Genomic DNA, 26,135 nt, shown 5'->3' with positions numbered 1-26,135 from the left:
GTTTTCGTGCTTGTTTCGTGGGGGGAAGCTGTTTTCATCGCGCGTTTTCAATATGAAGCGAACACATAACTGCTCCCAACTCCGTAAATCTGACACTGGCTCCACTGTAACGCTTAGCGGCTGGGTGGATTCTGTCCGTGACCACGGCGGTATTCTTTTCGTCGACCTGCGTGACCGCGAAGGTTTGACCCAAATCGTCCTCGACCCTGCTAATAAGAGCCTGGAGGCTCAGTTTGGCTCGATTAAGCCTGAGTCTGTGATCTCGATCACTGGTAAAGTCGATGAGCGCTTCGGTGGCACTTCGAATGCCAAGCTCGCAACGGGCGAGATCGAAGTCCACGCGAGTGAGCTTGAGATTCTCAACGTCTCGAAGACACCTCCGTTCCCAATGGATGATTCGGCGGACAAGGTGAGCGAAGATTTACGCATGACCTACCGCTACTTGGATCTGCGTCGTTCGACGAATACGAAGATGTTGAAGATGCGCCACGCAACGAGCCGTGCGATTCGTAACTATTTAGATGATCAAGCATTCATCGAGGTGGAAACACCGATGCTGTTTAAGAGCACGCCCGAAGGTGCGCGTGAGTTCCTCGTGCCGAGCCGTATGAACCCTGGTGCTTTCTACGCGTTGCCGCAGTCACCGCAGCAATACAAGCAGATGCTCATGGTGGCTGGCGTTGAGCGCTACTACCAGTTGGCGCGTTGCTTCCGTGATGAGGATTTACGTGCAGATCGTCAGCCTGAGTTCACTCAGGTGGATATCGAGCTCTCTTTCATTGATCGCGAAGATATGTATTCGTTGATCGAAGGTCTCATGACTCGCGTCTGGAAGGACGTGATCGGTGTGGACATTCAAGCGCCGTTCTTGCGCATGAGCTACTACGATGCGATGAACCGCTTCGGTGTGGATAAGCCTGATATGCGTTTCGGTATGGAGCTGCAGGATTGCGGTGAAATCTTTGCGAAGTCTGGCTTCAAGGTGTTCTCTGGCGCAATCAAGTCGGGTGGTGCAGTGAAAGCTGTGAACATGAAGGGGCTCGCGGATCTCACTCAAGGTGAACTGCGTAACCTCGAAGACACTGCTAAGACACTGGGTGCGAAGGGTCTTGCCTTTATTCGTTGCGGCGAAGGTGGCGAATGGAAGTCGCCAATCGTGAAGTTCTTCTCGGATGAAGAGAAGGCGGCGTTGACGGAAGCGCTTAACATTGAAGATGGCGACATCGTGTTCTTCGCTGCGAGCGAGTGGGAGCGTGCGTGCACGATCCTCGGCCGTGTGCGTTTGGACGCAGCTCAGTTGCTCGTCAAGCGCGGTAAGCTGACCATTGACCCGAACGATTACAAATTCCTCTGGGTGATCGAGTTCCCATTGATGATTTTTGATGAGGATGAAGGTCGCTACGTTTCGTCGCATCACCCATTCACTTCACCTGTGCCAGAAGATGTGGCTCTGTTGGATTCTGATCCTAAGAAGGTGCGTGGTCAGCACTACGACTTGGTGCTCAATGGTGTTGAGCTCGGTGGTGGTAGTATTCGTATCCATCAGCCAGAGCTTCAGAAGAAGGTGTTCGAAGACGTCCTCAAGATCCCTGAAGATGTGGTCGAGAGTCGTTTCGGCTACATGCTGAAGTCTTTCGAGTATGGTGCGCCGCCGCATGGTGGTATCGCTTTCGGTCTCGACCGTATGGTGACGATTTTGACGCAGCGCACGAGTATTCGCGACGTGATTGCCTTCCCGAAGAATCAAAAGGGGCAGGAAATGATGACTTCGAGTCCTGGCATTGCGACTGAAACACAGCTTCGCGATCTGCACATCAAGGCAGTGCTTCCGAAGAAAGAAGATAAGGGGAATTAGGAATTAGGAATTAGGAATTGTTGGTTAATTGGGGGCACATATTGTTCTGAGCTAACTTCTAACTCCTTGCTTCTTACTCCTATTTTAAAGAATAGTTTACTTTCAACTGGAACCCGGACGCTGATCCGGGTTTCTTTTTACCCAAACCACTATGTTTTCTAAATTCCTACTTCGTTCGATTGGTTACCTTCTGTGCGTGTGCACTTTACAGGCGCAGATGACGCCGAGTGCGCCCGTGCAGAATTTCCGTCTCCCTCGTTTTGGGGATAATGGTTACACGCAGTGGGTGCTGCAGGGCGGCAAAGGTATGTATGATAGTGCCGAGCAGATCCGCATCGAGGATATGGCGCTACGTGTGTATTCTGGGGACGAGCGCATGGCGTTGGAAATGACCATGGATAGTCCTGAGGCGACCTTGTTGACGAAGGAAAATCGTGCGGAGTCGGACGGGCCGATTAAGATCGTAGGAGCGAATTTCAAAGTGTCCGGCGTGGGTTGGACCTGGAATGGTGTGACAAAGGAGATCGAGGTTAAGTTCGATGTCGTCGTGGAGTTTACCCAAGGTATGGAAGGAATGCTTTCTGGGGCGCCTGCAACTGGGGAAGAAGCAGAAATGACGGAGATTCATAGCCGGAGTTTGTTACTACACACGACAGAGGAGGCGTATCGCTTTGAATTTACGGAGTCGGTGCATGCCGTGTCTGGTGAGATGGATTTGAAAAGTGAGGTGCTGATCGCAATCGCGGATGCTCCTGAGGGCAAGAAGGATGGCGGTTCAGAGGCAGCTGAGGTAGGGAAACTGGATTCGATTCATCAACTGATCGCGACTGACCACGTGGTAATTCATCAGGCTGGTCATGTGCTAAAGGCTGGTCGCGCGGAATTCATGCTGCGTGAGGATTCTGCGTATTTCAGTGGTTTGCCGCAGATTTCGACAAAAGGGGCGTATTTGAGTGGTGAGACGATTCATAGTCAGTCGGGCAAAGTTGTTGTGACTGGTGGGGATGAGGCCGGACGTGCGCAGATGATTGTTTCGCAGGCTGGTGGACTTGGTATTATGGGCGCGGACGCATTGAGTTCGGAGACGATTGTGCTTTCGGATGTGATTACGATGTTGGAGCTCGAAGCGGGGAGTCAGTTTGTTTTTGAAGGTTCCGTGGATGTGATGTCGGGCGCGATGCAGATGCGCTCAGATGCGTTGACTTTGCTTGCAGACTCGGTGCCAGGAGATGTGCCGGTTGTTGAGGATCCTGTGGCCGGCGAGTTGGTTGCGCCTGAGCCAATCATGGAGGTCGGGGAGTTGAGGCAGTTGATCGCTGAAGGCGCGGTGTGGATTAAACAGGAAGATCGCGTCGCGACGGCGGATCGAGTCACATTCTATCCACAAGAGGAGCGAGCGGATCTGTTTGGTAGCCCGCGTATTGAGCGGGGCGAAGCTGTCGTGGTGGGTGAATCCATGCAATTGACGCCGACATTATCAATCGTTGAGGGATCCGCTGAGTTGAGTGCGAATCTTGGGCAAGTGGTCGTGACCGGCGATCGCATGGAGTTGAAGCCTGGTGTGGCTGTGGTGCAGAGTGATGCAAATAAGCGTGTGAAGGTTGTTTTACCTGAGATGCGGGATTTGGGTTATGGTAATTTGCAGTCGCTGACGTTGGATCGGAAGCCGACTGATGCTGAGAAGCACGAGGCCGCGACGCAAGGGAGGCACACTGTGGTGCAGTCGAAGACTTTGCGCATGATTGAGAGCCCAGAGAATACACTGTTCCGGTTTACTGAAACGGTATCGGTGAATGGCACCAATCTGGATGCGATTTGTGGGCGTATGGATGTGACAGCAGTTCCTGTTCAAACAACGGAGGTCTCTGAAGCTACTGAATCCGCTGAAATGGCGTCGCATATGGAGGTGGAGTCGATTGAAGCCTTTGATGATGTTGTATTTAGGCAGTCTGGTCGTGTGGGCACTGGCGATAAGGCTACGATTTTACCGATAGAAGGGAAGGTCGTGCTGGAGGGAGATGCCGTGGTGACCGATGAGATGGGTAAAGTGTCTGGCCATCGTATGACTTTATTGCAGGGGCAGCGTCGTGCGCTGGTCGAGGGGGATCGTTCGACTGGGCAACGAGCTACGATGACGCTTCCAGAAATCAAGCCGAAGCAATAGTTCTTAACAGAGAAGTTAGAAGGCAGGAGTTCGCAGCACCGTATCAATGCTTTCTGCGGCGTGTGTCGTTCGCCTAATAGGCGGTGACTGGTTACAGTGCGAAGCGCACCATTCCCGAAGGACATCTCTGGCTCCTCACTTGTAGCTACTGAATATAGGATAATTTACGCAGGAATGGATTGCGGTGTCTCTGCCAAGCGGTTTTGCTCTTGGCGATATGGATGAAGCTTCTGCGCCCTCGAAGATTGAGACCCGTGAACTAGTTCGGGAATATGGAAAACGCCGCGTTGTAAACGGCGTGAATATTAACGTCAGCGCTGGAGAAATTGTCGGCCTGCTCGGCCCGAATGGTGCGGGTAAGACGACTACCTTTTATATGGTTGTCGGCTTGATTGCAGCGACTTCGGGGAAAGTCTTCCTCGATGGTGAAGATTTGACGCCGCAGCCGATGTATCGTCGTGCGCGACGGGGAATTGGGTATTTACCGCAGGAGGCTTCGGTCTTTCGCAAGATGACGGTTGAGCAGAATATTCGCGCGATTGCCGAGACTTTGCCTTTGAGCAAGGCCGAGCGCGAGGCCTCAGTGGATGAGCATTTGACGGAGCTCGGCTTGACGCATTTAGCGAAGCAGAAGGCTTACACGCTGAGTGGTGGTGAGCGTCGACGCCTAGAAATTTCCCGTGCGCTCGTGACGCGGCCGAAATTTTTGCTGATGGATGAGCCCTTTAGTGGCGTCGACCCTATCAGTGTGAGTGAGGTGCAGAAAATCATCATTCAGCTCAAAGATCGTGGGATCGGAGTGTTGATTACTGACCATAATGTGCGTGAGACGCTACGAATCGTAGACCGTGCTTACCTGCTGCATGAAGGCTCGGTGCTCAGTGAAGGCACTGGCGACTTTTTGATTAATGATGCCAAGAGTAAGGAATTTTACCTTGGTCAGGATTTTAATATGTAGAAAGAGGAGAGAATGCCCCATGCCAGTTCATCAAAAAAATAACGCGAAGTTCATCGAGTCTGTTTCGGTTCGAGAGTTTTATGACTCATTTAAAGAACCTCTAGAGCTCGACTTGGTCGCTGGTGAGGCTGGTTTGGATAAGACCATTCGTGAGCGCAGCTTGAATCGACCTGCATTGGCGATGACTGGATATTTTAAGTTTTTCGCTCGAAAGCGACTCCAATTGTTGGGGGCAGGGGAGATGTCTTATCTCCGAGACCTGGATCCAGCAGATGAGGCAGCGGTATTGGGCGAAATTTTCAAACGCAAAGTGCCCTGTATCGTCGTTTCTAGAAATTTGGCACCTTCGAAGGTGATGAAGTCTTTAGCGGACGAATATGAGACCCCGTTGATTCGTTCCCCGCTGAAGTCTAAGACATTTACAACTGAGGCGACTTTATTGTTGGAGGAAAAATTCGCCCCTCGCACACACATTCACGGCACGCTGCTCGACGTTCGGGGGATTGGCACCCTGATCTGTGGTGAGAGTGGGGTGGGCAAGAGTGAGTGTGCGCTCGCGCTGATCGAGCGTGGGCACAGTCTCGTTGCCGATGATTTGACGCATGTGAAGCGTCTGAGTGATCGTGAGTTGATGGGCACGTCGTCGGAGCTTAGCCGAGGATACATGGAGTGTCGGGGGTTGGGGATCATTAACATCGCCGAATTATTTGGTGTGCGTGCCGTGCGTTTGAATAAGCGCATTGATGTAATCATTAACTTTATCAACTGGACCTCAGGTATGAATGAGGATCGCACAGGTCTCGAAGAGAATTTTCTCGAAGTGCTTGGTATGAAAGTTCCATTGATCGAAATTCCAGTTCGTCCTGGGCGTGATATGGCTCGGCTGGTGGAGGTGGCTGCAATGATGCGCTCACTGAAGCAAATGGGGCATGATTCTGCTGCAGAATTTAACGAGCGATTGATTGCTCATATGGCGAAGGGTGCTAAATAAAAAAAGATGCTGTGCCAAAAATAAATCCGAACCGACATAGCGTTTTTTAGGTGAGTCGTTTAAATATGCCACATATTGCAGAAATGGCGCTTTTACAGTGGTTAATGAAAGTGTCACAGTCTTGTGACACAAGCCGCCTAAAATCTCTAAAAAGTTATTGGGAATACATTGTGAATAACTTGTGGAGAAGTTGACCTTGCCAACCGCTTCGGAGTGCCGCTTTTTTGTTCCCCAGATGGTGCGACTTTCCTGATATTTAGCGTAGTTTACATCATTTTAACCGTTTAATTCCTGTTTTTCCTTCTTCCTTTAAAAATCCTAATTTGTTGTAGTTTAGTTGTTTAAGCTTAATCCTGTGTGTCTCGATCTCTGTGTGAGGCGCGCTGCTACTGGGATTGAGTCACGAGTCTCTTATTACCCCAAATACATGCGTTCCTCCTTTGAAACATCCTTGTGACACGCACTGTTAATAAACTTTCTATTTCTTACCTTCATGTCTGATTCCACCATCGCTCTTTCTCTCTGGGAAAGCGTCAATCAAGAGCTTAAAAACCTCTTTCCTGCTGACCTCTATGATATGTGGTTTGAGGGGCTTACTTGCGTCGAAGAGTCTGATGCTAAGATCGTCCTGTCGGCACCGAATGAATTTAACGCGATTTGGATTGAGAATAATTATTTGGACATCATTTCGCAGCAAGCGCGCAGCTATGCTGGCACTGCAGTCGCCGTTACGGTCGAAGTGGCTGAAGAAGATACGGCTGAGGCTGCGGCAGCGCCTACGGATAGTTCGGTGAATCGGTTGAATCAGTTGGATACTCGTGATGCGCGTTCTAAGGATGCGGTTCCTAGTCGAGTCGCTCCTGTGCAAACTCGCCGCACGTTCCTGAATCCTCGCAATACATTTGATAATTTCGTGGTTGGTTCTGGTAACCAACTCTCTCATGCCGCGAGCATGGCTGTGGCAAATGCGCCAGGTCGCGCTTATAATCCGCTTTTTGTTTACGGTGAGACTGGGCTGGGGAAAACGCACTTGATGCACGCGGTTGCGCATCAGATGCTGGCTAATAACCCAAACGCGCGTATCGCTTACGTATCGACGGAGAAGTTTACCAACGAATTTATTCACGCGATTCGTGAGAACAAGCTCACCAAGTTCCGTAAATACTACCGCACCGTTGATGCATTGTTGGTCGATGATATTCACTTCCTTTCGGGAAAAGAAAGCACTCAGGAAGAGTTCTTCCATACCTTTAATGATCTTTTTGAGTCGGGCCGCCAGATCTTCTTGGCGAGTGACCGTCCTGCGAATGAGATCGAACGTCTTGAGAATCGCCTGATTTCCCGTTTTCAGTGGGGCCTAGTGACGGATATTCAAGCGCCAGACTTTGAGACACGCGTTGCGATCCTTCGCAATAAGGCGGCCGCGATGAACATTTCGCTCGCTCCTGAGATCATGAATTTCCTGGCTGAGCGTGTGTCGCGCAACGTGCGTCGTATGGAGGGAGCACTCACTAGGATTGCTAGTTACGATTCTCTGATCAATAAGACCTTAGATCTCGATGCTGTTGAGCGCTTGTTAAGCGACTTGTTGCACGAGGAAACATTGACGAAAGTCACTGTGGATCAGATTCAGAAGAAAGTTTCGGATTACTATCAGATCCGCTTTAGTGAGTTGATCGGCCGTCGTCGCACTAGTGCGATTGTTTTCCCTCGTCAGGTGGCGATGTATATCAGTCGCACATTGACCAGTGATCCATTAAAGTCGATTGGCGATGCTTTTGGCGGCCGTGATCATGGCACTGTGATTCACGCCTGCAAGCAGGTGGAGAATATGATGGAGCAGGATGGCAGTGTGAAGCGTGGTGTTGATTATTTGATCAAGCAGCTTTCGCAGGGCGGCTCTTAAGTGAATTGGTTCGCATTCTGTGTGAATCGTGTTTTTTTCGCTAACAGTCGCTTGGTGGTTATTCACTAGGCGTGCGTATTGACTCAATTTAAGCTTTTTCTATGTCACTCTCTGATTCTCAAAAAACAACCGTATCCACTTGGATTTCTGAAGGTAAGTCACTCGCTGATGTGCAGCGCTTATTGCGCGAAGAGTTCTCGATTTCGATGACGTATATGGATGTGCGCTTCCTCGTTGATGATCTTGATATCGTTTTTGCAGAGCCAGAACCTGAGGCATCTGAAGAGGATAAGGTTGAGGATGCTGAAGTCGTCGATCCAGAAGTGTCTGGCGCTGTGATGGTTGATGTGGATGCGATCCCGCGCCCCGGTGCATTAGTTAATGGTTCCGTCGTTTTTAGCGACGGCGTCAAGCTCGGTTGGCAGTTGTCCAGTGCTGGTCAGCTCGGATTGATTCCTGGGGACGACCCTACATATCGCCCGAATCCTGAAGATGTGCAGGACTTTCAAACGCAATTGCAGGAAATTCTGCAGCAGAAAGGCTACTAGTTCTGAACGCTGAACTTCGAACGTCTAATATTGAATTGGGCGACGTTCTAGTTTGGAAAATCATTCGATGTTCAAAGTGGGACGTTCTATGTTCGACGTTCAGTTATTTCGCCTTCTGCGCTTCGTGGATTGCTACGATCGAGAAGGTTAAGCCTGTGGCGTTGACCGTTTCGTAGCCAGCGAGTGTGAGTTGCTCGGCCAGCGCTTCTTTGGTGGGGAAGTGTTCAATCGTGCCTGCTAGATAGTCGTAGGCACTTTTGTCGCCTGTCGCGATACCGGCTACGAGTGGTAGGATATACTTCAGGTAGAGATAGTAGAATGGGCGAAACCAGCGGTCGGGTTGTGAGAACTCCAACACGAATAGTCGGCCTCCAGGGCGTAGCACGCGAAGGATTTCTTTGAGGCCTTTTTGGCGGTCTTCGAAATTACGCACACCGAACGAAATCGTTATTGCATCGACGCAGGCGTCGGGCAGAGGGAGCTCCATGCAGTCGCCGAAGTTAAATTCGATATCGGAGTAGGCCGCGTGTTGTGTCTTCTTGCGGCGTGCTTCTTCGAGCATTGGCTCGCAGAAGTCGAATCCTTTGACGCTGACGTCAGCGCCGAGGCGATCTCTTAGTTTGAAGGCCACATCGCCGCTGCCAGTCGCCAGGTCGACTACATCTTGTGGTGCGCGAGCTTTGACCATGCGAGTCAACACACGTCGCCAATAGAAGTCGATGCCTCCGCTGAGAAGGTGGTTGGCTACATCGTAGCGTCCGGCGATACCGGCAAACATTTGGCTGACTGCTTTTCCTTCAGGCATGACTAAGAATTAGGAATTAGGAATTAGGAATTAGGAGTGTGGAGTAGGGATTCGGAATTAGGAGTCCTTTTTTACACTTTCGATACTGCGCACCACCCATTTGGATAGTTCCTTATCGGGGTCTTGTATTGCGAGTTTGCCAAGCTTGAAAACTGTTTGGCCGCTATTTCGATGAATAATTGAGAGTCCGTGTTCGAAATCTTTAAACTTTTCTTCACAAAGCGACTGTATACTGCGTTCGTTTCCGAGCATCTCTTTAATTAAAACTTCTTCGGCGAGTGGCTTAAATTCGAGTGTAAAGCCGTATTGTTTCTCAAAGTTAGTGGCGAAGCGTTTGATGTCGGCACGCCAAACATCTTGTTGGAGGTGCGCATTCTGTTCTTTGAGTTCTTTCAGGTAGTGTCGCGGGTCTTCGAGCATTTCAGGCGTAACGTCGAAACGCTTGATCGCGCTGGAGGGGAGTTCGAATTTGAAATCGCGGAATAGTCGTTCTAGCACGGTCATAAGCCCGCGTGCGCCAGTGCCTTCGGTGCTGGCTTTTTCGGCGATCGCTAAGATTGCCTCGGCTGAAATGTTGAAATCTATGCCATAGCCGCGGAAATCGTCGATATATTGATTGAGGATGCTCCCCTCTGAGGTCGTTAAGATATGCGCTAGATCTTCGGATGAGAGGCTGCGGCACGCGACGCGGACGGGCACGCGGCCGATAAACTCCGGTTCAAATCCGTATTTGGTAAAATCCGTGGTTTCAGCAAAGCGCAGGTAGCTGGATAGGTCTTCGGCGCTTTCGTGCTGTGCTGCGCCAAAGCCCATTTGGCTCTTGGTGAGGCGTTTCTTGATTGATTCCGAGAGTTTATCGAAGGCGCCACTGACAATGAATAAAATATTGCGGGTGTTGATCGACTTGCGCTGCGGTTCCTTTCCTCGCTGGAGATCCATGGCTGCTTGCATTTGTGCCATCATATCCGTGGGGCTGAATAAGTTGACCTCGGTCTCTTCCATTAGCTTGAGCAGGTTGATCTGCACACCGCGCCCAGAGACGTCGCGACCGCCCATGCCGCCTTCGTTGGCTATTTTGTCGATTTCGTCGACAAAAATGATGCCGTGTTCGGCGAGTTCAATGTCGCCATCGGCCGCTTTGACTAGATCGCGCACGAGATCCTCTACGTCTGATCCGACATAGCCAGTTTCTGAAAATTTAGTGGCATCGGCTTTGACAAAGGGCACGCCGATCAGTCGAGCGATGTTTTTAATCAGGTATGTTTTGCCGACACCGGTCGGTCCGAGTAGCAGGATGTTTTGCTTGCTGTATTCTTTCGCCAGTGTTTTTTTTCCGGATAAGCTCTGGCGAACGTGGTTATAGTGATCGCAGATGGCGACTGAGAGCACTTTTTTTGCTTCATCTTGTCGGATGACGAACCGGTTTAAGTAGTCTCTGACTTCTTTGGGCTTGAGGTGAAAGCTGCGAATTTTTTCTAGCGGGTCAGACTCGCTAACTGCCTCATCTACATTGGTTTCGTCACCATCGTGGAGGGTGTCATCGTCAAAAATATCAGATTCATTGAAGGTATGAGTCGACACCTTGACATTTGAATCTTTAAACAATTCGCTCAGTTGACGTTGAATCTCTTCAAAAGGATTAGGTGGTTCTTTATCACTCATGTTTTCTAGTTTGACAGCGTATTTTCGATCAGAAGTATCGCCCTAACAATAACTTTCGTTTTTCGTATCATCAAGTTTTTCAAAGCCTTTACAGCATAAATAGCATGTCCAATAACCTTACTAAACGCGATATCGTCCTCGATATCTACGAGAAAACCGACTTTGCGCAAAAAGAAGTGCGCGAAACTGTTCAATTAACGCTTGATGCCATTGCGAACGCACTGAGTGAAGGCCGCAACGTGGAGCTTCGTAACTTCGGTGTCTTCGAGGTGCAGGTGCGTAAGTCGCGTATTGGCCGTAACCCGAACAAGCCAGAAACCGATGTCGTCATTCCTACACGTGCTGTGATTAAGTTCAAGGCAGGTAAAGAGTTGAAGGCGAAGCTCAAGGAGCTCGACGTCGACTCGCTTCAAAACGGCAAATAAGCCGTTCTATTTTTACAGTTTAGAGGGCTCTGCCATGCAGTTTCAGTCATTACCCGGGTTTCGGGAATTCTATCCAGATGCGTGTGCGCGCCGGAATCACATTTTCGGTCAGTGGAAGCAGGTCGCGCGTGCGTTTAACTTTCAAGAGTATGATGCACCTGTGCTAGAGCCTCTGGAGTTGTATATTGAGAAGTCGGGCGAGGAAATCGTTGGCCAGCTCTTCAATTTCGAAGACCGTGGTGGTCGTGCTGTGGCCTTGCGCCCAGAGATGACGCCGTCGCTCGCGCGTCTGATCGGAGCAAAGGCGAATAGTCTGAAGCGCCCGATCAAGTGGTTTAATATCGGAGAGCACTATCGCTATGAGAAACCTCAAAAGGGCCGCTTGCGGGCATTTTATCAGTTCAATGTCGATATTTTCGGTGAGGCTGGGCCAGGTGCTGATGCTGAGTTGATCGCTCTTTTGGTGCAGGCTTTGCGTGCGTTCGGGCTCGATTCTGGTGACTTTAAAGTGCGCCTGAGTGATCGTGATCTCTGGTTGCTGATGTTGGCCGCTGAGGGGCTGAATGAAGCGGGCAGTGCTACAGTGCTGGGTATCATCGATAAGTTGGAGCGCACTGACCGCGTGAAGGCTGTCGAGAAACTCGCTGAGGTTTTGGGGGATGAGGCGGATGCCTTTCTCGCTCGTGTGGAAAAGGTGATTGCGATTCGTGATTTCGATGAACTTTCGACTTATATTTTGAATTTACCGCTGGAAGGTGACTTGGCTGAGCAGGCTAAGAAGCGCCTCGATGATTGGAGTGCGTTGCTGCGTGGCATTAACGGTGCAGGTGCTGGTGATTTTATTCAAATCGACCTCGGAATCGTTCGTGGCCTCGCCTATTATACTGGTTTTGTGTTTGAAGCATTCGAAGCGAGTGGCGAAGGCCGTGCGCTTGCGGGCGGCGGGCGTTATGACGCCTTGGTTAAGAAACTCGGTGGCCCTGAAATGCCAGCTGTCGGTTTTGCAATGGGCGATGTGACTTTAGAGGATCTTCTCGAATCGAAGAAACTTTTGAGCACTTACGTCGAAAGTCCCGACTTCATTGCCATTATCGGTGGTGCTGAGGCGCGGGACGCGGCGATGGGCGACGCTGCCTTGTTGCGTTCGATGGGCTATCGCGTTGATTATCCCTTGAAAGATCAAGGCTTCGGTAAGCAGTTTAAAGATGCGAATCAGAAAGGCGCACGTTTTGCACTGATCTATGGTTCTGATGAGATCGAGAAGGGCGTGGTCAAGATTCGTGATTTCTCGACGGGACTAGAGCAGGAGTTTTCGCGTCAGGGCTTGGCCGGGGTAGTGCCTGAGTTGATGACTGGTGGCTTGTTGTCAGATGAGGGGGATGGATCATCTGCAGATGGGTGATTAACCCTACTTGTCGGTAGGGTGTGCGGTTCTTTTCTTGTTAAGGTATTGTTAATCAATCGCTCGTTGTGTGTATTCACTTTACTTTGTAAGGGGTCTGGATTCATTAATTTTTATTAATTGTAGATATAGTTATGTTAAAACCTAAAAAGCTTTTATTCTGGATCTTGTTTGGCATCGTCGCCTTTCAGTTGTTTGAGTATGTGAAGGTTCAAACAGAAGGTGACGTTATTGCTTATAAGCGCTTAGCAAAGGCGATTATGAAAAATGATGACTATGTCATAAAAGATGCGTCAGCAGGGGAACTTGCCGCGAAAATACTTACAACTCAAACTGGGCGTGAAGAGTTGTTTCATGGCTCTGATATTTTAATGACTTATTATAACGTGAAATCACGGAAGGTAAGTGCTGATCAGAATAGCGTATCGCTTGTTGTGGAGCAGGTCTCTCGGGTCAATCCTCCAGGATTTGACACCCTTTGGGGAGAAAAGGAAGTGCGCTTGAAGCATGCGGTGCAGTTAGTTAAGCGAGACCAAGATTGGATAATTAAAAGTTTTGATGACCCTGCGATTGATATGGCTCCTACTGGTGGTGGTCATAAGTCAGAATTACGTCTCTTTTTAGATCTGTAGTCTGGCTCAGGCTTGCGCTGGAGTGACTATCGTCTTCAGACTGTGATGATGAAAGTTTTCACATATAAAAGCTGTAGCTCCTGTCGTAAAGCGACCAAATGGCTCAACGAGCAGGGTATTTCCTTTGAGGAAATCCCTATCAGAGATACTCCACCAAGTGTCCAAGAATTACGGCAAATGCTGAGCTACCAAGCCGATGAGTTGCGCAAGTTATTTAACACTGCTGGAGGTGATTACCGAGAGTTGAATTTGAAGGATAAGCTACCTGGAATGCCGGTCGACGACGCGCTCGACCTTCTTGCGGGGCGTGGTAATTTGGTCAAACGTCCGTTCTTGCTGGGCAATGGTGTCGGGCTCGTCGGCTTTAAGGAAGCGCAATGGGCGCAGGCGCTTGGACGCTAGTGTGTGAAGCAGATATTGCTACCAACCTCCGGCAGACTTGCGTCCTGCCTGCCTAGGCAGGGTGCGCTGGCGAAATAGTGCAGCAATCATGTGTTACGCCTGATCACAGCTAAGGAGGCGACTCGCACTATCCTGAACTATGCTTCTAGTTGATTCGGTGTTCAAGGTCGCGGATCAAATCTAGTAAGAAGGCGTTGTTGCCACCGAGTGCTTCGGCGGCTTCGATCGCAGCGGCGGTATGTTTTTTTGCTTCAGAATACGCGCCGTCGATGCCGTGCAGAGCGACGTAGGTGCTTTTGTCGACTGCGCTATCGTTGCCGACTGGCTTGCCCAGCTCCTCAGGGTTCGAGGTGGCATCTAAAATGTCATCAACAATCTGAAAGGTGAGTCCGATATGGTAGCCGACTGCTTCGATTTGTTTGAGCTGTGCTTCGCTTGGGGCGCAGAAGCGTAGCCCCATCGTGAGGGCGGCGGTGAGCAGGGCGCCGGTTTTGTTCTCGTGAATGTAGCGCAGTGTTTCCGTGTTGATTGGCTTACCTTCGTTGTCGATGTCTTCCTGCTGGCCGCCGATCAGGCGTTCGCTACCGCTGGCGGTGGAGAGGTCATAGATTAGGCCAGTTGCTAAGGTTGGTTGGTTGATGTAGTGCCCCGCCAGAAGTTGAAAGGCGTAGGTGAGGAGCGAGTCGCCTGCGAGCACTGCGGTGGCTTCGTCAAATTGTGTGTGGCAGGAGGGGCGGCCGCGGCGCAGGTCACTATCGTCAATCGAGGGTAGGTCGTCGTGAATTAGAGTATAGGTGTGTAGGCACTCGATCGCCACAGCTGCGGCGAGTGGATCGGCATTCGATGGGAATAATTCGCTCGCAGCCATCACCAGCACGGGGCGGATACGTTTGCCGCCAGCTTCCATTGAGTAGCGCATGGCAGCGTGCAGTCGCTCGGGGCGCGTGGATGCAGCAGGTAGTAGCTGCTCGATTCCCAGTTCCACTCGTTTTTGATAGGTGGCCAATTTTTCTTTTAATGCGTGATTCACTCGGCTACCTTGACTGAACCTAGCTATGAAGGAAAAGCCCATATTTGAAGAAGTTTTCACCCAATTGACCTGTCAGCCTAAATTTGGGCTCAAGTTGTTGATTGGGAGTGCGCTTTCTTTCGTCCCTATTGTGAATTTTTTCGCATTTGGTTATTTGTATCGATTCGCTGCCCAAGTGCGACGCAGTGGGCAGCTTCGCCTACCGGAGTGGGATGACTGGGCTGGACTTTTTTCGGATGGCTTGAAGTTCGCCGTGGCGTGGGCGACTTATTGGTTGCTGCCGATGCTAGTGGTGGTGCTTTTGTCCCGTATGCTATGTGCGTTTGGGATGGTTACAGTGGCTTATCTTTTGGTGACTTCTGTTCTTGGGCTTGCATCGGTGTTGTTTAGCGTGGCTTTGTATCGCTTACAGATGCGCTCTGATTTTAAAGATTTATTGGACGTGGTTTTAATCGTCCGGATGAGTTGTATGAAGGGGCATGAGTTTATTATACCAGTGCTAGTTTTTCTCGGTATTTGTGCGTTTTCATTGCCACTTTATGGTTTCGCCTTCTTTGTTAGTTTTCTTTTGTTAATTGCTCAAGCAAGCCTGTGCTATCGTTCTCTCGAGTCTGGTAAGTAACCCCGATTATTCTTATATTATGTCTGCTAATAAAAATGTTGAAGAACGCGAAGCCACGCTAGGTGGGGTTCTGTTTCTAGGTGCTCTGATGGCATTGCTAGGTGCCTTTGGAGGCTTTATGTTTCTGGCTTCGGTGTCGCCGAAATCTTATAAATCGGTCGAGGAGCTGCAGGCTTATTTAGAAAAGACTTCAGAGCCGAATTTGTTGGAGGCATCCTATTTCGAAGGCCCTGTTTCTAGAAGCCGCAGTTGGGAATTGAAGCGTGATGAGTTATTTAGTGGTAGCGCGACTACCGTTGAGCTGACTTCTGGTGAGATTAATGCGTGGATGGCATCGAAATTTCGTCAGTCCAAGCCTGCGTCTAATGATGAAGAGGCGCCGAATATTGTGATTCTCCCTGGTGCTCCGAACTTCTTTATCGACGCAAATCTTGGCTTTTTTCTTAACTTACCAACTGATGTCTCTATTTATGGGAGCGATTACAATTGGTTGGTCGTGGCTCAGGGGCATTTCTCCGATGGTCCGTGGGTTGAGTTCCAAGTGGATGCGTTGCATGTCAATGATGCGGGGATCCCAGTGGTTGGTGGTGTTGCAGATAGGTTTGTTGGTGCGTTGTTGCAGGCGTATTCTGAGACCGAAGAGTTTATCGCAATCCAGAAAGCGTGGACAAGAGTTGAATCAGTGGAACTTGTTGAAGACATGATCCGTTTGAAGCTTCGCTAATGAAGTCGAGTTCCTACCGTCAGATTCTTTGCTGTTTTTTGCTAAGTTTGTTGCCACATTTTGGTGTTGCACAAAGTGGTGAGAAATTGTCTTTTGTCGAAGGGCGTTACTGTGAAGTCGTCGGCACTGATCAACGCTCTGTCTCGTTTGCAAATACTCTGGGCGAACATGTGATTGAGCAGTGTGCCAGTTACCTTCGGGCTGGTAGCCATAGTTTTCCGCAGCGGCTTTTCGTTGCGCTTCGGCCTGAAGATCGGGTTGCGTTTGAAGGGGACTATCAAATTCAAATCGGGGCTCGTGGGCAAGTGAGCTTGAACCTTCGATGGGGGGCGGATTTGGCATTAGAAACGGTGTGTCGTGCCTTTGCCGAGGCTTACATTGTGCGTTATGTGAATTTTAACTATGGCCCAGATGCTAGCGATAAAATCCGCTATTGGGCGGTGTCAGGGCTCGCTTCGCAGTGTTACTTGAGTCTGCGTCCTGCACTGCAGGGGCAATATATACGAGAGGCGCGTGAGGACGGAGTATTGAAGATCGAAGCATTGCTAGGTCTTGATTTGGCAACTGCTCATCAGAGTGATCTGTCTCCACGCGATGGTTATTGGGTGCTTTATGCATTGCGAAAGCGTGGCTTGAGTCGAACCGACACCGGAGATCTTCTTGATCGAGCCATTGCAGGACGCGATGTCACTGTGACAATGGAAGCTTTGATACAGCCAGTGGATGTAGATCAACAGCCTATTACCTTGGAGGCCTGGTGGCAGAGTCAAATGGCTAATTATCTTACCGAAGAGCCTGAGCATTACGATAGTATGGATGCTTCTCAGGTGTGGTTAGAAGAACTGGCTCAGTTTGATACGTATCGTGCCTCTGGCGGTGAACTAAAGAATCTTAAAGAGCTTTGGGTGCATCGTGACGATGAGGCGTTGCGTGCTGTCATTGCGGCTCGTCGTGAGATTATTGCCATTCGTATTGAGCGTGTGAACCCAGCGTATTTTAATGCCGCTCAGTCGCTCGGCGCACTTTACGAAACGACTCTTCAGTCTGAGCGTAAGTTTGAGTTTATCCATGCATTTACCGGCTATCTCAGCGATTGGGAAGATACGAAGCGACTACATGAAAAGACGCATGCTCTACTCGACGCACCCAAGTAGTGCGTCGATGTTACCGTAGCTGCATTTGGTTGCCTTGGATTGGCCTTTGCTCAATCTAGACCAGCAATTCAATAAGAATCTTGGCGATAAGAATCATGACGATCAACGCCACGGGATAGGCGGACACGTAGCTGATGACTGGCACTTGAGAATCTGTCTTCGCTGTGATGGCGCCGAGGGCAGGGGTCGATGTCATACCGCCACAAATCCCTCCGAGTGATTGAAGTGGATCTAGTTTGAAGAGCTTACGTGCCAGAGGCCATGCGATGATGAGCGGCACGACGCTAACGAGCATCCCCAAGCCAAAGAGTGTGATGCCGTATTCTTGCACAGTTGCTACGAGTGATACGCCGCCACGCACACCTGCATTCGCGAGGAAGAACACCAATCCGAGGTCTTGGAGTAATAGGCGAGTCGGGCGTGGGATGTGTCCCACGATCCGCCCTACCTTACCGAAATGTCCGAGTAGCAGCGCGACCAAGAGTGGGCCACCGGCGAGGCCGAGGGTAAGTGGCGTGCTGCCAGGAAGGCCGATGGGGATCAAGCCCGCGATGATACCGAGCGTCAGCCCGGCGGAAAGTGAGAGCAGGTCGGTGGAGTCGATCGCGTTGCTACGGTGTCCGACTGCTTTGCCGAAATTTTTGAGATCTTCGCTGCGTCCAACAGTGGTGAGGTTGTCATGTGTTTCGATCAGCGTCGCTGTGTTGGGGACAAATGTTAAGCCGTTACGAGTGATGCGAGTGATGACGACGCCGTATTTTTTGAGTGGAGCGATATCGCGGATGGATTTACCCGCCATTTTGCGATCTGTGACGAGCAGATTTTGACGTTCATTTTCGACGTCTTTTAATACGTGGCGGTCGCTGCGCTGGCCTAGGTAGTCGATCGCAATCGCAATCTCTTTGCTGCGGCCGACTAGAAGGAGGAGTTGCCCTTCACTAAATTCATCCCCGTAGCTAAGTGGCACGAGTTGATCGTCTTTTAGAATTCGTGAAACTTGGCAGGCGTTGAGATTATTAATGCCTGCATCGGCGATTTTTTTGCCAAGCAAATTTTTATTGGTCACTTCTACCAGCACTGTGATGACGCGGTCGTCGGTATTGTCCTCTGCTTCATGCTCTTCTGCGATGGCTTCCAAATCGTGCTTTAAAATACGTGGTAAGAGTTGCACAAATAGCACAACGCCGATGACGCCAAAGGGGTAGGCGATACCATAGCCGATACTGACGCCAGAGGCACCGTCTTTTAGGCCTTCTGTTGCAGCAGCGAGAGCAGGGGTGCTGGTGAGGGCGCCGGCAAAAATGCCTGCAGCTAAGTCTGCTGGTAAATTTAATAGTTCTGCACCCGCCCAGGTGATGGCGCCACCAGTCGCGACGATGACGAGTGCTAGTTTTGCGAGTGTCGCACCTTCGCGGGCTACGGATGCGAAGAAGCGGCCACCTGCACCAATGCCTACACAATAGACGAAGAGCACGAGGCCAAGTGTGCCGATGCCGCCTGGAATGCTATAGCCTAGATGCCCTGCGAGTAGGGCTGTAAACAGAACTCCAGAACTGCCGAGGTTGATTCCTTTGATGGTGATGTTCCCAAAAAGTAGGCCCGATGCGATAATGGCGAACAGCGCAATGAGCGGCTGGTCGAGTAGCAGTTGGTTGATGGCTTCAATGTTCATAAGTAAAATTAATACTAGAAAAGTCTAGGATAAGTCATGGTTGTTGCAAGCTCACTTTTCAAATTCGAGCGGATTCTCTTGAGCTAGAGCTAAGTAGCAAGCACGGAACACCTCACGCATATTACCGTGATTGCAATAAAAGGCTTTTTCTGCGTGTTTGCAGAGGGTGTCGCTGTAATAATCGCCAGCGAGTTGACGCACAAATTGATGTGCGAGTGGCCAATTGACTTCTGTTTGTCGTAGGATGGGCACACCTCGTTTACGATGTAGGGTAGCGATGAGCGTGAATCCATTGCTGCGAGCAGTTCGGCAGATGCGCCGCCATTGCCAAAAGTTAAGCACTTCTGCGCCATCAAACAAGCAGACCTGCTGCGGCTTTAGATCTTGTAGCTGAATGGTGACTTTCCTGCGCTCATGCGGAGTGGAGTCGAGATTTAGCCGGCACCAGTGTGTCGTGTAGCCACGTTGCTGTAATAATGGTTCCAGGTCTTCGAGTAGTGTCGTCTTGCCAGTGCCTTTTGCCCCGAGCAAGCAACTGCACGCTTGTCTCAGCGCGCGGTCGGCGAGGGCTTCAAGTGTATCGACTTCCAGCATGTAGCGGATTTTCTCAATGCTTGAGGAACGAAAGGGATTTGCGCTGGCTTTCATTCTTAGGAAAAGAGGGACGAGGCATGAAAGTTGTTTTGAGCGGAAGGGGATGGCAAATGAAAATCTAATTTGGCTTCGAACGATTGTTGAACTGTTTCGTGATCATCCACGGTTGACCTGTGCCCTCGCACAGACATTTTTAGCGATCGATGGCGAATCCACGACATATACCACTCGAATCACAACCCAACTTTCGCGATCTTGGCGGCTATGCAGCTGCCGGTGGCAAGCACACGCGCTTTGGGCAGCTGTATCGCTCGGGCAATCTCGACCAGCTAACCGAAGCAGACCGCGATGCCATCCGTGCGCTGGGCATTCGCACTGTGGTCGACTTTCGCTCTATTGCTGAAGTAAAGGCGGATGAAGCGTTTTGGCAGGAGCAAGATACGCGCTATATTCATTTGCCCATTGATCCTGGTAATTTGGCATCGCTCTTCTGGGAGGCGATGCGCACCGGTGACAGTTCCGCGCTGCCTGACGATATTCTAGCGGTCAACAATCGGTTGGTTGTGGAAGAGGCGCGTAGCCAATATGCTGAGTTGTTTAAGCTCCTGAGTGAGCCGAGTCACTTGCCGCTTCTTTTTAACTGCACGCATGGTAAAGATCGCACGGGGGTTGCTGCTGTTTTGACTTTGTTGGCAGTCGGCGTCGCTTCCGAGGATGCGCGCTCTGATTATCTGCTTTCGAATGTATTTCGTGAGGCTGAAAATAACGCCCAACTGAACGCGCTTCGCGAAAGGGTGCAAGACAAGCCTGGAATCGACTTTAGCAAACTAGAGGCTGCCTTCACGCTACAGTCACACCATTATGATGTGATACTTGAGACCGCGCGTAAGGTATCAGGGAGTCTGCATGACTATTTCCGCATAGGTCTAAGGTGCAGTGATCCGCAGCGCTCGGCAATTCGTGATAATCTGCTGGGATAGCAGGGGGCCAAGTTTTAGACGTGATACAGACATTTCTGCCTGTCCGCGAATCAGCGAATCGATCTACGTTTCAGAAACGACAGCGGCGAGCGCTTGCTGTCATTCGCCACTGCTGAGAGCTCCACGGCTTTGCCCTGTGGTGATACTGTGATGGGTAGCTGGTGCTCGGCTTTGCCTTTCTTGACGCTCAGACTGAGTTCCCAGTTGAGCGATATCAGCTTACCGTCGAACGAGTAGGGAGACGGAGGTAGTGTAAACTCAAATGGCTCTTCGCCGCTCGTGGCATCGGTCGTCCAGCTGAGCTCGGCCTCGATCTTGTGATCGGTGGTGCCGCGACCTTCGGTGAACCAGCCGAGTGTGAGCCGCACTGTCTGTGGTGCTTTTTTGAGTGCCCAGAGGATTTTGCCGGAAAACTGCTGACCTGGTTGTAGTTCAGTCGTCGTTAGATCAATGAAAATGGTATCGTCCATGGTATTGGGTGGCTAGCTGAGTGGAATGGGGCGAACAGTGATCGGATACGTGTTTTTAATGTCAGGGAATCTGGGGATTTCCCCGTCCACGCTGATTTGCCACACAATTTTATTATTACTGCTGTCGAAGCTATGCATGCTGTCGGTCGGTATCGTCAGCTCTAGCGTGCCGCGCTGTTGAGCTGCAGGTTGGTCGAGTTCGAGTAGTAGATCGCGATAGAAGGTGGATTTATCGGTCACGGAATTCGTGCCGCGTCGATAGGTGGCGGCTTCTTCGCCCTGCAGTGCAATCTTCAGGTTGCGCACCTTCGTGAGTGGCTTGGTCGCGCTCCATTCCAGTTGCACCTTGTCGCCGAGCGCTGGACTGGATTCGCTTAGAGTGAGTTCGATCTTTGGATTGGCCAACGCTAGCAGTGAGTGGAAGATTCCAAAGATCAAACCGATGCCTATTAATACGAAGGGGATCAGGAAGATGGTGAGGAACCAGTCGGGGCGTCCTCCTTGGTAGCTCTTGATGAGCTGGAAAAGAAACACGCTGACGATACCATTCCAGAAGCACGCGGCAAAAGTCACAGCTATGACTTTGCCGATGCCCGATGAGCTGGATTTGAGTTGCTGTGTGCCGGCGGCCTCGGTTGTGACGCGTTTATGGCGACTGTTGAAGCTGAAGCCCCATTTCTTAGGTAATAATCCAGCGGTGCCGAGTAGGAAGAAGGCGCCAATGATCATGAAGACGGAGCTAAAGGGGATGATGAAGTAAACACTGCCCGGTATGTCTCTTGAGAGCACCGCTTCGCTTGGATCTTCGGGGTTGACCCAGCAGGAATGCGCTGAGCCGACGGGATAGCGTGCGACGACCTCTGCCTTATCGCCGCGGCCGCTGGAGCTCGCGTTTGAAAAGTTATACGTGTCGCTTTGATAGGGCTGGCCGCTAACTGTGTAGTCAAAGCTGATTTCAACACTGTAGGTGGTGCTATCGCTACCTCTGTGGCTCTCCACTTCGCTGGAGTGGATCACGCAGTTGACCTCTACCCAGTCTTTGCTGCCCAGTGACTTTAGGAGCGGACTGAGCCCCATCATCCAGCAGAATAAGGCGCCCATGCCGAAAAAGGCACAACCGAACAATAGGCCGACGCCTTTGCCCATCTTGCCGTTTGCGTTGGAACTGCGCTTCTTGCGGGATATTTTCATAATTGGAGGGGTGATTCAATTTTAGGGCAGTGGCTTGCCCTTGAGAAATACACACAAAAAAGCCCTTCCAGTAAAGGAAGGGCTTCTTAAAATTTAAAAGCTGAACGGCTTAATCTTCTGGCTTAGTCTTTTTGATGCCGACCACGCGATCGCCGTCTTTCCACTCGCCGCGTTTGCGGAGTAGGTCTACGCGTTCGAAACGCTTTAGAACTGTTCTGTTTTTCTTACCACCGCCGCCGGTGGTTGCTCTGAAACTGTTGTGTTGTGACATGGTGTGCTCTTGGTTGAAAGTGAAAGCGGAGGAATAAACGGGGCTACCAGCGAAAGATCAAGGCCTAATACCACTTTATTTCAGGTATTTTCTGGGATGCTGATCGTTGATTTTACGCATGAACATCTGGCAAATGTAAGGGGAGGCTTTACAGATGCCGTGAATCACGCCAATCAGATTGTGCGCGATTGATACTTCGCCGCGATTTTATACCGTATGAATACTCCAAAACTAGCATTTGAGCAATTACGCATCGCACGCCACTTAGTGCGCTGGTCGCTGCTGGTATTGCCGGTTTCGGTGGCTGTGGGGGCGATGGTGGCGTTCTTCTTGTGGTTACTGGAGGCTGCAACGCACATTCGTCAAGCGAACATGTGGCTGATCGGCCTGCTGCCTTTGGCTGGTATCGGCATCTATTGGCTCTATAACCGTTATGGTAAAAATGCCGAAGCGGGCAATAATCTGATCATGGATGAGATCCATGAGCCAGGGGGAGGGGTTCCATTTCGTATGGCTCCGTTGGTGCTGATTACGACGGTTATTACTCATTTATTTGGTGGATCGGCTGGGCGAGAGGGCACTGCAGTGCAAATGGGCGGCAGTGTGGCAGACTATTGTGCCAAGAAATTCGGCCTCAAGCATGAGGATAAGCGTATCTTATTGATGGCTGGGATGGCTGCTGGGTTTGGTGCGGTGTTTGGCACGCCTGTTACTGGGGCGATTTTCGCCTTGGAGGTGTTGGCAGTCGGCCGGATCAAATATGACGCGCTGATGCCGTGCCTGATCGCGAGTTTGGTGGCGGACATCGTTTGCACCTCGTTCCCGATTTCTCACACGCATTATCATATTGGATATTCAGCGAAGGAGGCGGTTGGAGCCTTGCCCTTTATTTCATTTGATTTGGTGTTGCTTTTGAAGGTGCTGATTGCGGGTGCTTGTTTTGGGTTGGCGAGTTATGGTTTTGCAGAGCTATCGCATCGACTCAAGGCGACGAGCCAGCAATGGATTACGCGTAAGTGGATGATTCCCGTGGTTGGCGCGCTGTTGGTGCTGGGGATTAGCGCGCTGCTGGGCACGACGGATTATTTGGGGCTCGGTGTGACTTCGCCCAATGAGGGTGGTGTGAGTATTATGTCGGCTTTCTCGGCGGGGGGCGCTGATACCTTTAGCTGGTTTTGGAAGCTGCTACTGACTGCGATCACGTTGAGTCTTGGCTTTAAGGGCGGGGAAGTGACGCCGTTGTTTTTCATCGGAGCGACATTGGGTAATACCTTCGCGATGCTTTCGGGGGCGCCAGTGGATTTATTTGCTGGGCTCGGATTTATCGCAGTGTTTGCGGGCGCGACGAATACGCCGCTGGCCTGCACGATGATGGGGATCGAACTGTTCGGCGCAGAGAATGCGATCTACTTCGGTTTAGCCTGTTTCACGGCCTACTATTTTAGCGGGCATACGGGGATTTACACCTCTCAGCGTGTGGCGGTGTCGAAGTTTCATACCACGGAGGCGAAAGAGTCGACGTTGAAGGAAATTAAAACCAACAAGAGGCAATACGGCCGTAAACCGCCCGTGGATTAAAGCTATGAGTCAGAACGAATTATTTGAGGCGCCGATTGAGTTTTTTAATCGTCACAGTGGTGAGGTTGAAACGGAGTCCGTCTATGGTGAGGCGTTCTTGCGCTGGGCGTATGGGAATCCGCTGGGGCGTCTGACGGTCGAGTTGGCGGTTAAGCGGTTGTGGTTCTCGCGTTGGTATGGCTGGCGCATGGATAAGCCTGCGAGTCGTGAGAAGGTGGCTCCGTTCATTCAGGACTATGGCGTGGATGTAGATGACTTTCTCGACCCCGCCGATAGCTATGGTTCGTTCAACGAGTTTTTCTATCGTAAGTTAAAGCTGAGTGCGCGTCCGATCGCGGCTGGCGAGCATGTGGCAGTGTTTCCTGCCGATGGGCGGCATCTGGCAATTGAAAATGTCAGTGCGGCTGACAACTTTTATATTAAAGGGCAGCGCTTTGATTTAGCGAAGTTTTTGGGTAGTCAGGCATTGGCTGCAGAGTTTGAAGGCGGTTCGATGCTTATTTCACGCCTATGTCCTGTGGACTATCATCGTTATCATTTCCCCGTCGGCGGTCAGGCCGGTGCGGCACGTATCTTAGATGGCAGTCTGCGCTCGGTCAGTCCTTTAGCGCTACGCCGCAAGCTGTCGATCCTGTGGGAAAATCGCCGTATGATTACTGAGGTGGAGTCCGCTGCGTTCGGCAAGATGGTCGTGATGGAAGTCGGCGCGACGTGCGTGGGGGGCATGCACTCGACTTTTGAGCCCAACTCTCAAATCGAGAAGGGTGCCGACAAGGGCTACTTCTCGTTTGGTGGCTCGTGTGTGACCACGGTTTACAAGAAGGGCGCGATTCGCCTCGATGACGATTTACTGGCGCAAGCTGCAGCAGGCCGCGAAGTTTACGCGAAGATGGGTGAGCAGTGCGGTGTCGTTGTTTGACGCGCTGCGTTTAGAAGCTCCAGAGGTAGCTCTTTTCCATGGCGAGCACTTCGCCATTGGAGTTTTTGATCGTAAATTTCCAGGCTGAAGGGATATCACTTCTCTTTGTCCAGTCCTGTCCTGTTAAACCGATGAAGATCTCTTTGGTCTTCGGTAGCTTCGATGGGAGTTCAAAGGTGTATGCTTGCTTGTCGAGGGTCTTCGGGGTGTAGAATTCACCTTCGATGTAAGTGCCCGCTGGCAGATCACGCACTTTCTCGTCGAGCATAAGCACGAAGTAGTATCCAGTTCGGTCGGTCTTATCAGTCCGAATGATCACACGATTGCCGCGGTTTTCCTTGCCTGTTAGGTATTCAGTGATGCGTTTAAATTTTACAGTTTCGATGTATCGAGGATTAATATCCAGTATATTTACGCTGGTGATTGCTGGCTTCTTTGTGGAAGCGCAAGAAATGCATAGGAGGCTGAGCAGGGCGAGAAAGAGAATACGCATGGTTGAGTAGATTCGTGAGGGGCGAGGGCTTGTCAATAGTCGCGTGCGACTCGTTGCGTGATTCGACACGTTGGCAATTTTTGTGATTGTTTTAGAAATGCTTGAAACTAAGTTAGGGAATGCTCGACCTTCTGCTAAATCGAATCCTACTTTAGTTCTCTCAACCATCTCGAATTATTATGCGCCGTATTTGCCTATTTCTCTCGTTCCTCCTTTCTGTTCAATTTGTAGCGGCTGCCAATGAGGCGAATAGTTCGCATCTGAAGGGTATTTACTCGCTCTACATGACAGTGGATACCTCGATGGCCACTGACATTCAATTGAGCGAACGACTTGATTTGAATGATATTATGGAGCTCCAGCTTCGACGTGGGGATGTGGATCTTAATACCTACGTGCTGAATCAGCCAGAGGTGAATATTCCATTGGTCGAGCTTTCGATTGATACTTCAAGCCGTATTGCTTCAGGCGAATTTGAACTGGTCGTGAAGGTTCGCGATTTTGTGACGATCGATCGTAATGGTGAAAAGACTGTCGCAACTGTTTTCGAAATGCGCCGCCGTGGCAGCTCTAGTTCCGGTTCGAAGCAAGTCGAAGTGATCAAAAAAGAACTGCGCGATATGATGGGCGATTTCGTCACGACATTCCGCGAAGTGAATCCGAAGAAGTAGTCTTTGTGTGTTACGC

The 26,135-nt window shown here is 50.6% G+C and carries 26 protein-coding genes; 17 read left to right on the top strand and 9 right to left on the bottom strand.

The window, feature by feature from the left end; all coding sequences use genetic code 11:
- The first annotated feature begins 52 nt into the window (after positions 1–52).
- The 6 genes from aspS (at position 53) to GZZ87_RS15400 (ending at position 8,422) form a co-directional block, all read left to right on the top strand.
- Positions 53–1,855: an aspartate--tRNA ligase gene (gene aspS, locus GZZ87_RS15425; RefSeq protein ID WP_162028162.1), complete on the top strand. Its 1,803-nt coding sequence runs from the start codon at positions 53–55 to the stop codon at positions 1,853–1,855.
- Positions 1,856–2,006: 151 nt separating this feature from the next.
- Positions 2,007–4,019, top strand: a complete 2,013-nt coding sequence (locus tag GZZ87_RS15420; RefSeq protein ID WP_162028161.1) for an LptA/OstA family protein — start codon at positions 2,007–2,009, stop codon at positions 4,017–4,019.
- A gap of 217 nt (positions 4,020–4,236) precedes the next feature.
- Entirely contained in the window at positions 4,237–4,977 is a 741-nt protein-coding gene (gene lptB / locus GZZ87_RS15415) for an LPS export ABC transporter ATP-binding protein (protein WP_162028160.1), read from the top strand.
- 19 nt (positions 4,978–4,996) lie between these two features.
- A complete protein-coding gene (gene hprK, locus GZZ87_RS15410) occupies positions 4,997–5,968 on the top strand; it encodes an HPr(Ser) kinase/phosphatase (protein ID WP_162028159.1) in 972 nt (323 codons plus the stop codon).
- A 493-nt stretch (positions 5,969–6,461) separates the two neighbouring features.
- Positions 6,462–7,874, top strand: a complete 1,413-nt coding sequence (dnaA, locus tag GZZ87_RS15405; protein ID WP_162028158.1) for a chromosomal replication initiator protein DnaA — start codon at positions 6,462–6,464, stop codon at positions 7,872–7,874.
- 101 nt (positions 7,875–7,975) lie between these two features.
- Positions 7,976–8,422 (top strand): hypothetical protein, encoded by a 447-nt coding sequence (locus GZZ87_RS15400; RefSeq protein ID WP_162028157.1) that lies wholly within the window; start codon positions 7,976–7,978, stop codon positions 8,420–8,422.
- 103 nt (positions 8,423–8,525) lie between these two features.
- Here the strand turns inward: GZZ87_RS15400 and ubiE are convergent, their stop codons facing one another.
- Both ubiE and GZZ87_RS15390 read right to left on the bottom strand, forming a co-directional pair.
- The gene (gene ubiE / locus GZZ87_RS15395; RefSeq protein ID WP_162028156.1) at positions 8,526–9,227 is read right to left on the bottom strand and encodes a bifunctional demethylmenaquinone methyltransferase/2-methoxy-6-polyprenyl-1,4-benzoquinol methylase UbiE; all 702 of its coding nucleotides are present in this window, start codon (positions 9,225–9,227) and stop codon (positions 8,526–8,528) included.
- A 57-nt stretch (positions 9,228–9,284) separates the two neighbouring features.
- Positions 9,285–10,889 (bottom strand): AAA family ATPase, encoded by a 1,605-nt coding sequence (locus GZZ87_RS15390; protein ID WP_162028155.1) that lies wholly within the window; start codon positions 10,887–10,889, stop codon positions 9,285–9,287.
- A gap of 20 nt (positions 10,890–10,909) precedes the next feature.
- Between GZZ87_RS15390 and GZZ87_RS15385 the strand changes: the two genes are divergently transcribed.
- From GZZ87_RS15385 to GZZ87_RS15370, 4 genes are all read left to right on the top strand, one after another.
- Positions 10,910–11,314: an HU family DNA-binding protein gene (locus GZZ87_RS15385; RefSeq protein WP_280178266.1), complete on the top strand. Its 405-nt coding sequence runs from the start codon at positions 10,910–10,912 to the stop codon at positions 11,312–11,314.
- A 34-nt stretch (positions 11,315–11,348) separates the two neighbouring features.
- Positions 11,349–12,716: a histidine--tRNA ligase gene (hisS, locus tag GZZ87_RS15380; RefSeq protein WP_162028153.1), complete on the top strand. Its 1,368-nt coding sequence runs from the start codon at positions 11,349–11,351 to the stop codon at positions 12,714–12,716.
- A 134-nt stretch (positions 12,717–12,850) separates the two neighbouring features.
- On the top strand, positions 12,851–13,348 hold the full coding sequence (locus tag GZZ87_RS15375; RefSeq protein ID WP_162028152.1) for a hypothetical protein: 498 nt from the start codon (positions 12,851–12,853) through the stop codon (positions 13,346–13,348).
- A 42-nt stretch (positions 13,349–13,390) separates the two neighbouring features.
- A complete protein-coding gene (locus GZZ87_RS15370; RefSeq protein WP_162028151.1) occupies positions 13,391–13,750 on the top strand; it encodes an arsenate reductase family protein in 360 nt (119 codons plus the stop codon).
- Positions 13,751–13,895: 145 nt separating this feature from the next.
- On the opposite strand, the gene GZZ87_RS15365 is transcribed toward GZZ87_RS15370, so the two are convergent.
- Positions 13,896–14,822: a polyprenyl synthetase family protein gene (locus tag GZZ87_RS15365; protein WP_348534069.1), complete on the bottom strand. Its 927-nt coding sequence runs from the start codon at positions 14,820–14,822 to the stop codon at positions 13,896–13,898.
- Between GZZ87_RS15365 and GZZ87_RS15360 the strand changes: the two genes are divergently transcribed.
- The 3 genes from GZZ87_RS15360 (at position 14,806) to GZZ87_RS15350 (ending at position 17,280) form a co-directional block, all read left to right on the top strand.
- Positions 14,806–15,402 (top strand): DUF4013 domain-containing protein, encoded by a 597-nt coding sequence (locus GZZ87_RS15360; protein ID WP_162028149.1) that lies wholly within the window; start codon positions 14,806–14,808, stop codon positions 15,400–15,402. The two genes, GZZ87_RS15365 and GZZ87_RS15360, sit on opposite strands and share 17 nt — an antisense overlap.
- A gap of 19 nt (positions 15,403–15,421) precedes the next feature.
- Positions 15,422–16,126 (top strand): hypothetical protein, encoded by a 705-nt coding sequence (locus GZZ87_RS15355; protein WP_162028148.1) that lies wholly within the window; start codon positions 15,422–15,424, stop codon positions 16,124–16,126.
- 86 nt (positions 16,127–16,212) lie between these two features.
- Positions 16,213–17,280: a hypothetical protein gene (locus GZZ87_RS15350; RefSeq protein ID WP_162028147.1), complete on the top strand. Its 1,068-nt coding sequence runs from the start codon at positions 16,213–16,215 to the stop codon at positions 17,278–17,280.
- 55 nt (positions 17,281–17,335) lie between these two features.
- Here the strand turns inward: GZZ87_RS15350 and GZZ87_RS15345 are convergent, their stop codons facing one another.
- Both GZZ87_RS15345 and GZZ87_RS15340 read right to left on the bottom strand, forming a co-directional pair.
- On the bottom strand, positions 17,336–18,952 hold the full coding sequence (locus tag GZZ87_RS15345) for a TrkA C-terminal domain-containing protein (RefSeq protein WP_244648181.1): 1,617 nt from the start codon (positions 18,950–18,952) through the stop codon (positions 17,336–17,338).
- 51 nt (positions 18,953–19,003) lie between these two features.
- Positions 19,004–19,600 carry a molybdopterin-guanine dinucleotide biosynthesis protein MobB gene (locus GZZ87_RS15340; protein WP_162028146.1) on the bottom strand — a complete coding sequence of 199 codons (597 nt, stop codon included), beginning with the start codon at positions 19,598–19,600 and terminating at the stop codon, positions 19,004–19,006.
- A gap of 149 nt (positions 19,601–19,749) precedes the next feature.
- On the opposite strand from GZZ87_RS15340, the gene GZZ87_RS15335 reads away from it, so the two are divergent.
- On the top strand, positions 19,750–20,526 hold the full coding sequence (locus GZZ87_RS15335; protein WP_162028145.1) for a tyrosine-protein phosphatase: 777 nt from the start codon (positions 19,750–19,752) through the stop codon (positions 20,524–20,526).
- A gap of 50 nt (positions 20,527–20,576) precedes the next feature.
- Here the strand turns inward: GZZ87_RS15335 and GZZ87_RS15330 are convergent, their stop codons facing one another.
- The 3 genes from GZZ87_RS15330 to GZZ87_RS15320 all read right to left on the bottom strand — a co-directional run bounded on the left by GZZ87_RS15330 (position 20,577) and on the right by GZZ87_RS15320 (position 22,458).
- Positions 20,577–20,996 (bottom strand): hypothetical protein, encoded by a 420-nt coding sequence (locus tag GZZ87_RS15330; RefSeq protein ID WP_162028144.1) that lies wholly within the window; start codon positions 20,994–20,996, stop codon positions 20,577–20,579.
- 12 nt (positions 20,997–21,008) lie between these two features.
- Positions 21,009–22,187 (bottom strand): DUF3592 domain-containing protein, encoded by a 1,179-nt coding sequence (locus GZZ87_RS15325; RefSeq protein WP_162028143.1) that lies wholly within the window; start codon positions 22,185–22,187, stop codon positions 21,009–21,011.
- 109 nt (positions 22,188–22,296) lie between these two features.
- Positions 22,297–22,458 carry a small basic protein gene (locus GZZ87_RS15320; RefSeq protein WP_162028142.1) on the bottom strand — a complete coding sequence of 54 codons (162 nt, stop codon included), beginning with the start codon at positions 22,456–22,458 and terminating at the stop codon, positions 22,297–22,299.
- A 216-nt stretch (positions 22,459–22,674) separates the two neighbouring features.
- On the opposite strand from GZZ87_RS15320, the gene GZZ87_RS15315 reads away from it, so the two are divergent.
- Together GZZ87_RS15315 and GZZ87_RS15310 are read left to right on the top strand one after the other, a co-directional pair.
- The gene (locus GZZ87_RS15315) at positions 22,675–24,036 is read left to right on the top strand and encodes a voltage-gated chloride channel family protein (protein ID WP_162028141.1); all 1,362 of its coding nucleotides are present in this window, start codon (positions 22,675–22,677) and stop codon (positions 24,034–24,036) included.
- 4 nt (positions 24,037–24,040) lie between these two features.
- On the top strand, positions 24,041–24,955 hold the full coding sequence (locus GZZ87_RS15310) for a phosphatidylserine decarboxylase (protein ID WP_162028140.1): 915 nt from the start codon (positions 24,041–24,043) through the stop codon (positions 24,953–24,955).
- A 10-nt stretch (positions 24,956–24,965) separates the two neighbouring features.
- Here the strand turns inward: GZZ87_RS15310 and GZZ87_RS15305 are convergent, their stop codons facing one another.
- A complete protein-coding gene (locus tag GZZ87_RS15305) occupies positions 24,966–25,448 on the bottom strand; it encodes a hypothetical protein (protein WP_162028139.1) in 483 nt (160 codons plus the stop codon).
- Between the two features lie 179 nt (positions 25,449–25,627).
- Here GZZ87_RS15305 and GZZ87_RS15300 point away from each other — a divergent pair, with 179 nt between their 5' ends.
- Positions 25,628–26,119, top strand: a complete 492-nt coding sequence (locus GZZ87_RS15300; protein WP_162028138.1) for a hypothetical protein — start codon at positions 25,628–25,630, stop codon at positions 26,117–26,119.
- Positions 26,120–26,135 lie beyond the last annotated feature (16 nt).

The organism is Lentimonas sp. CC4 (assembly GCF_902728235.1).
Classification (GTDB): Bacteria; Verrucomicrobiota; Verrucomicrobiia; order Opitutales; family Coraliomargaritaceae; genus Lentimonas.
This window is presented reverse-complemented; position numbering and strand designations above follow the sequence as displayed.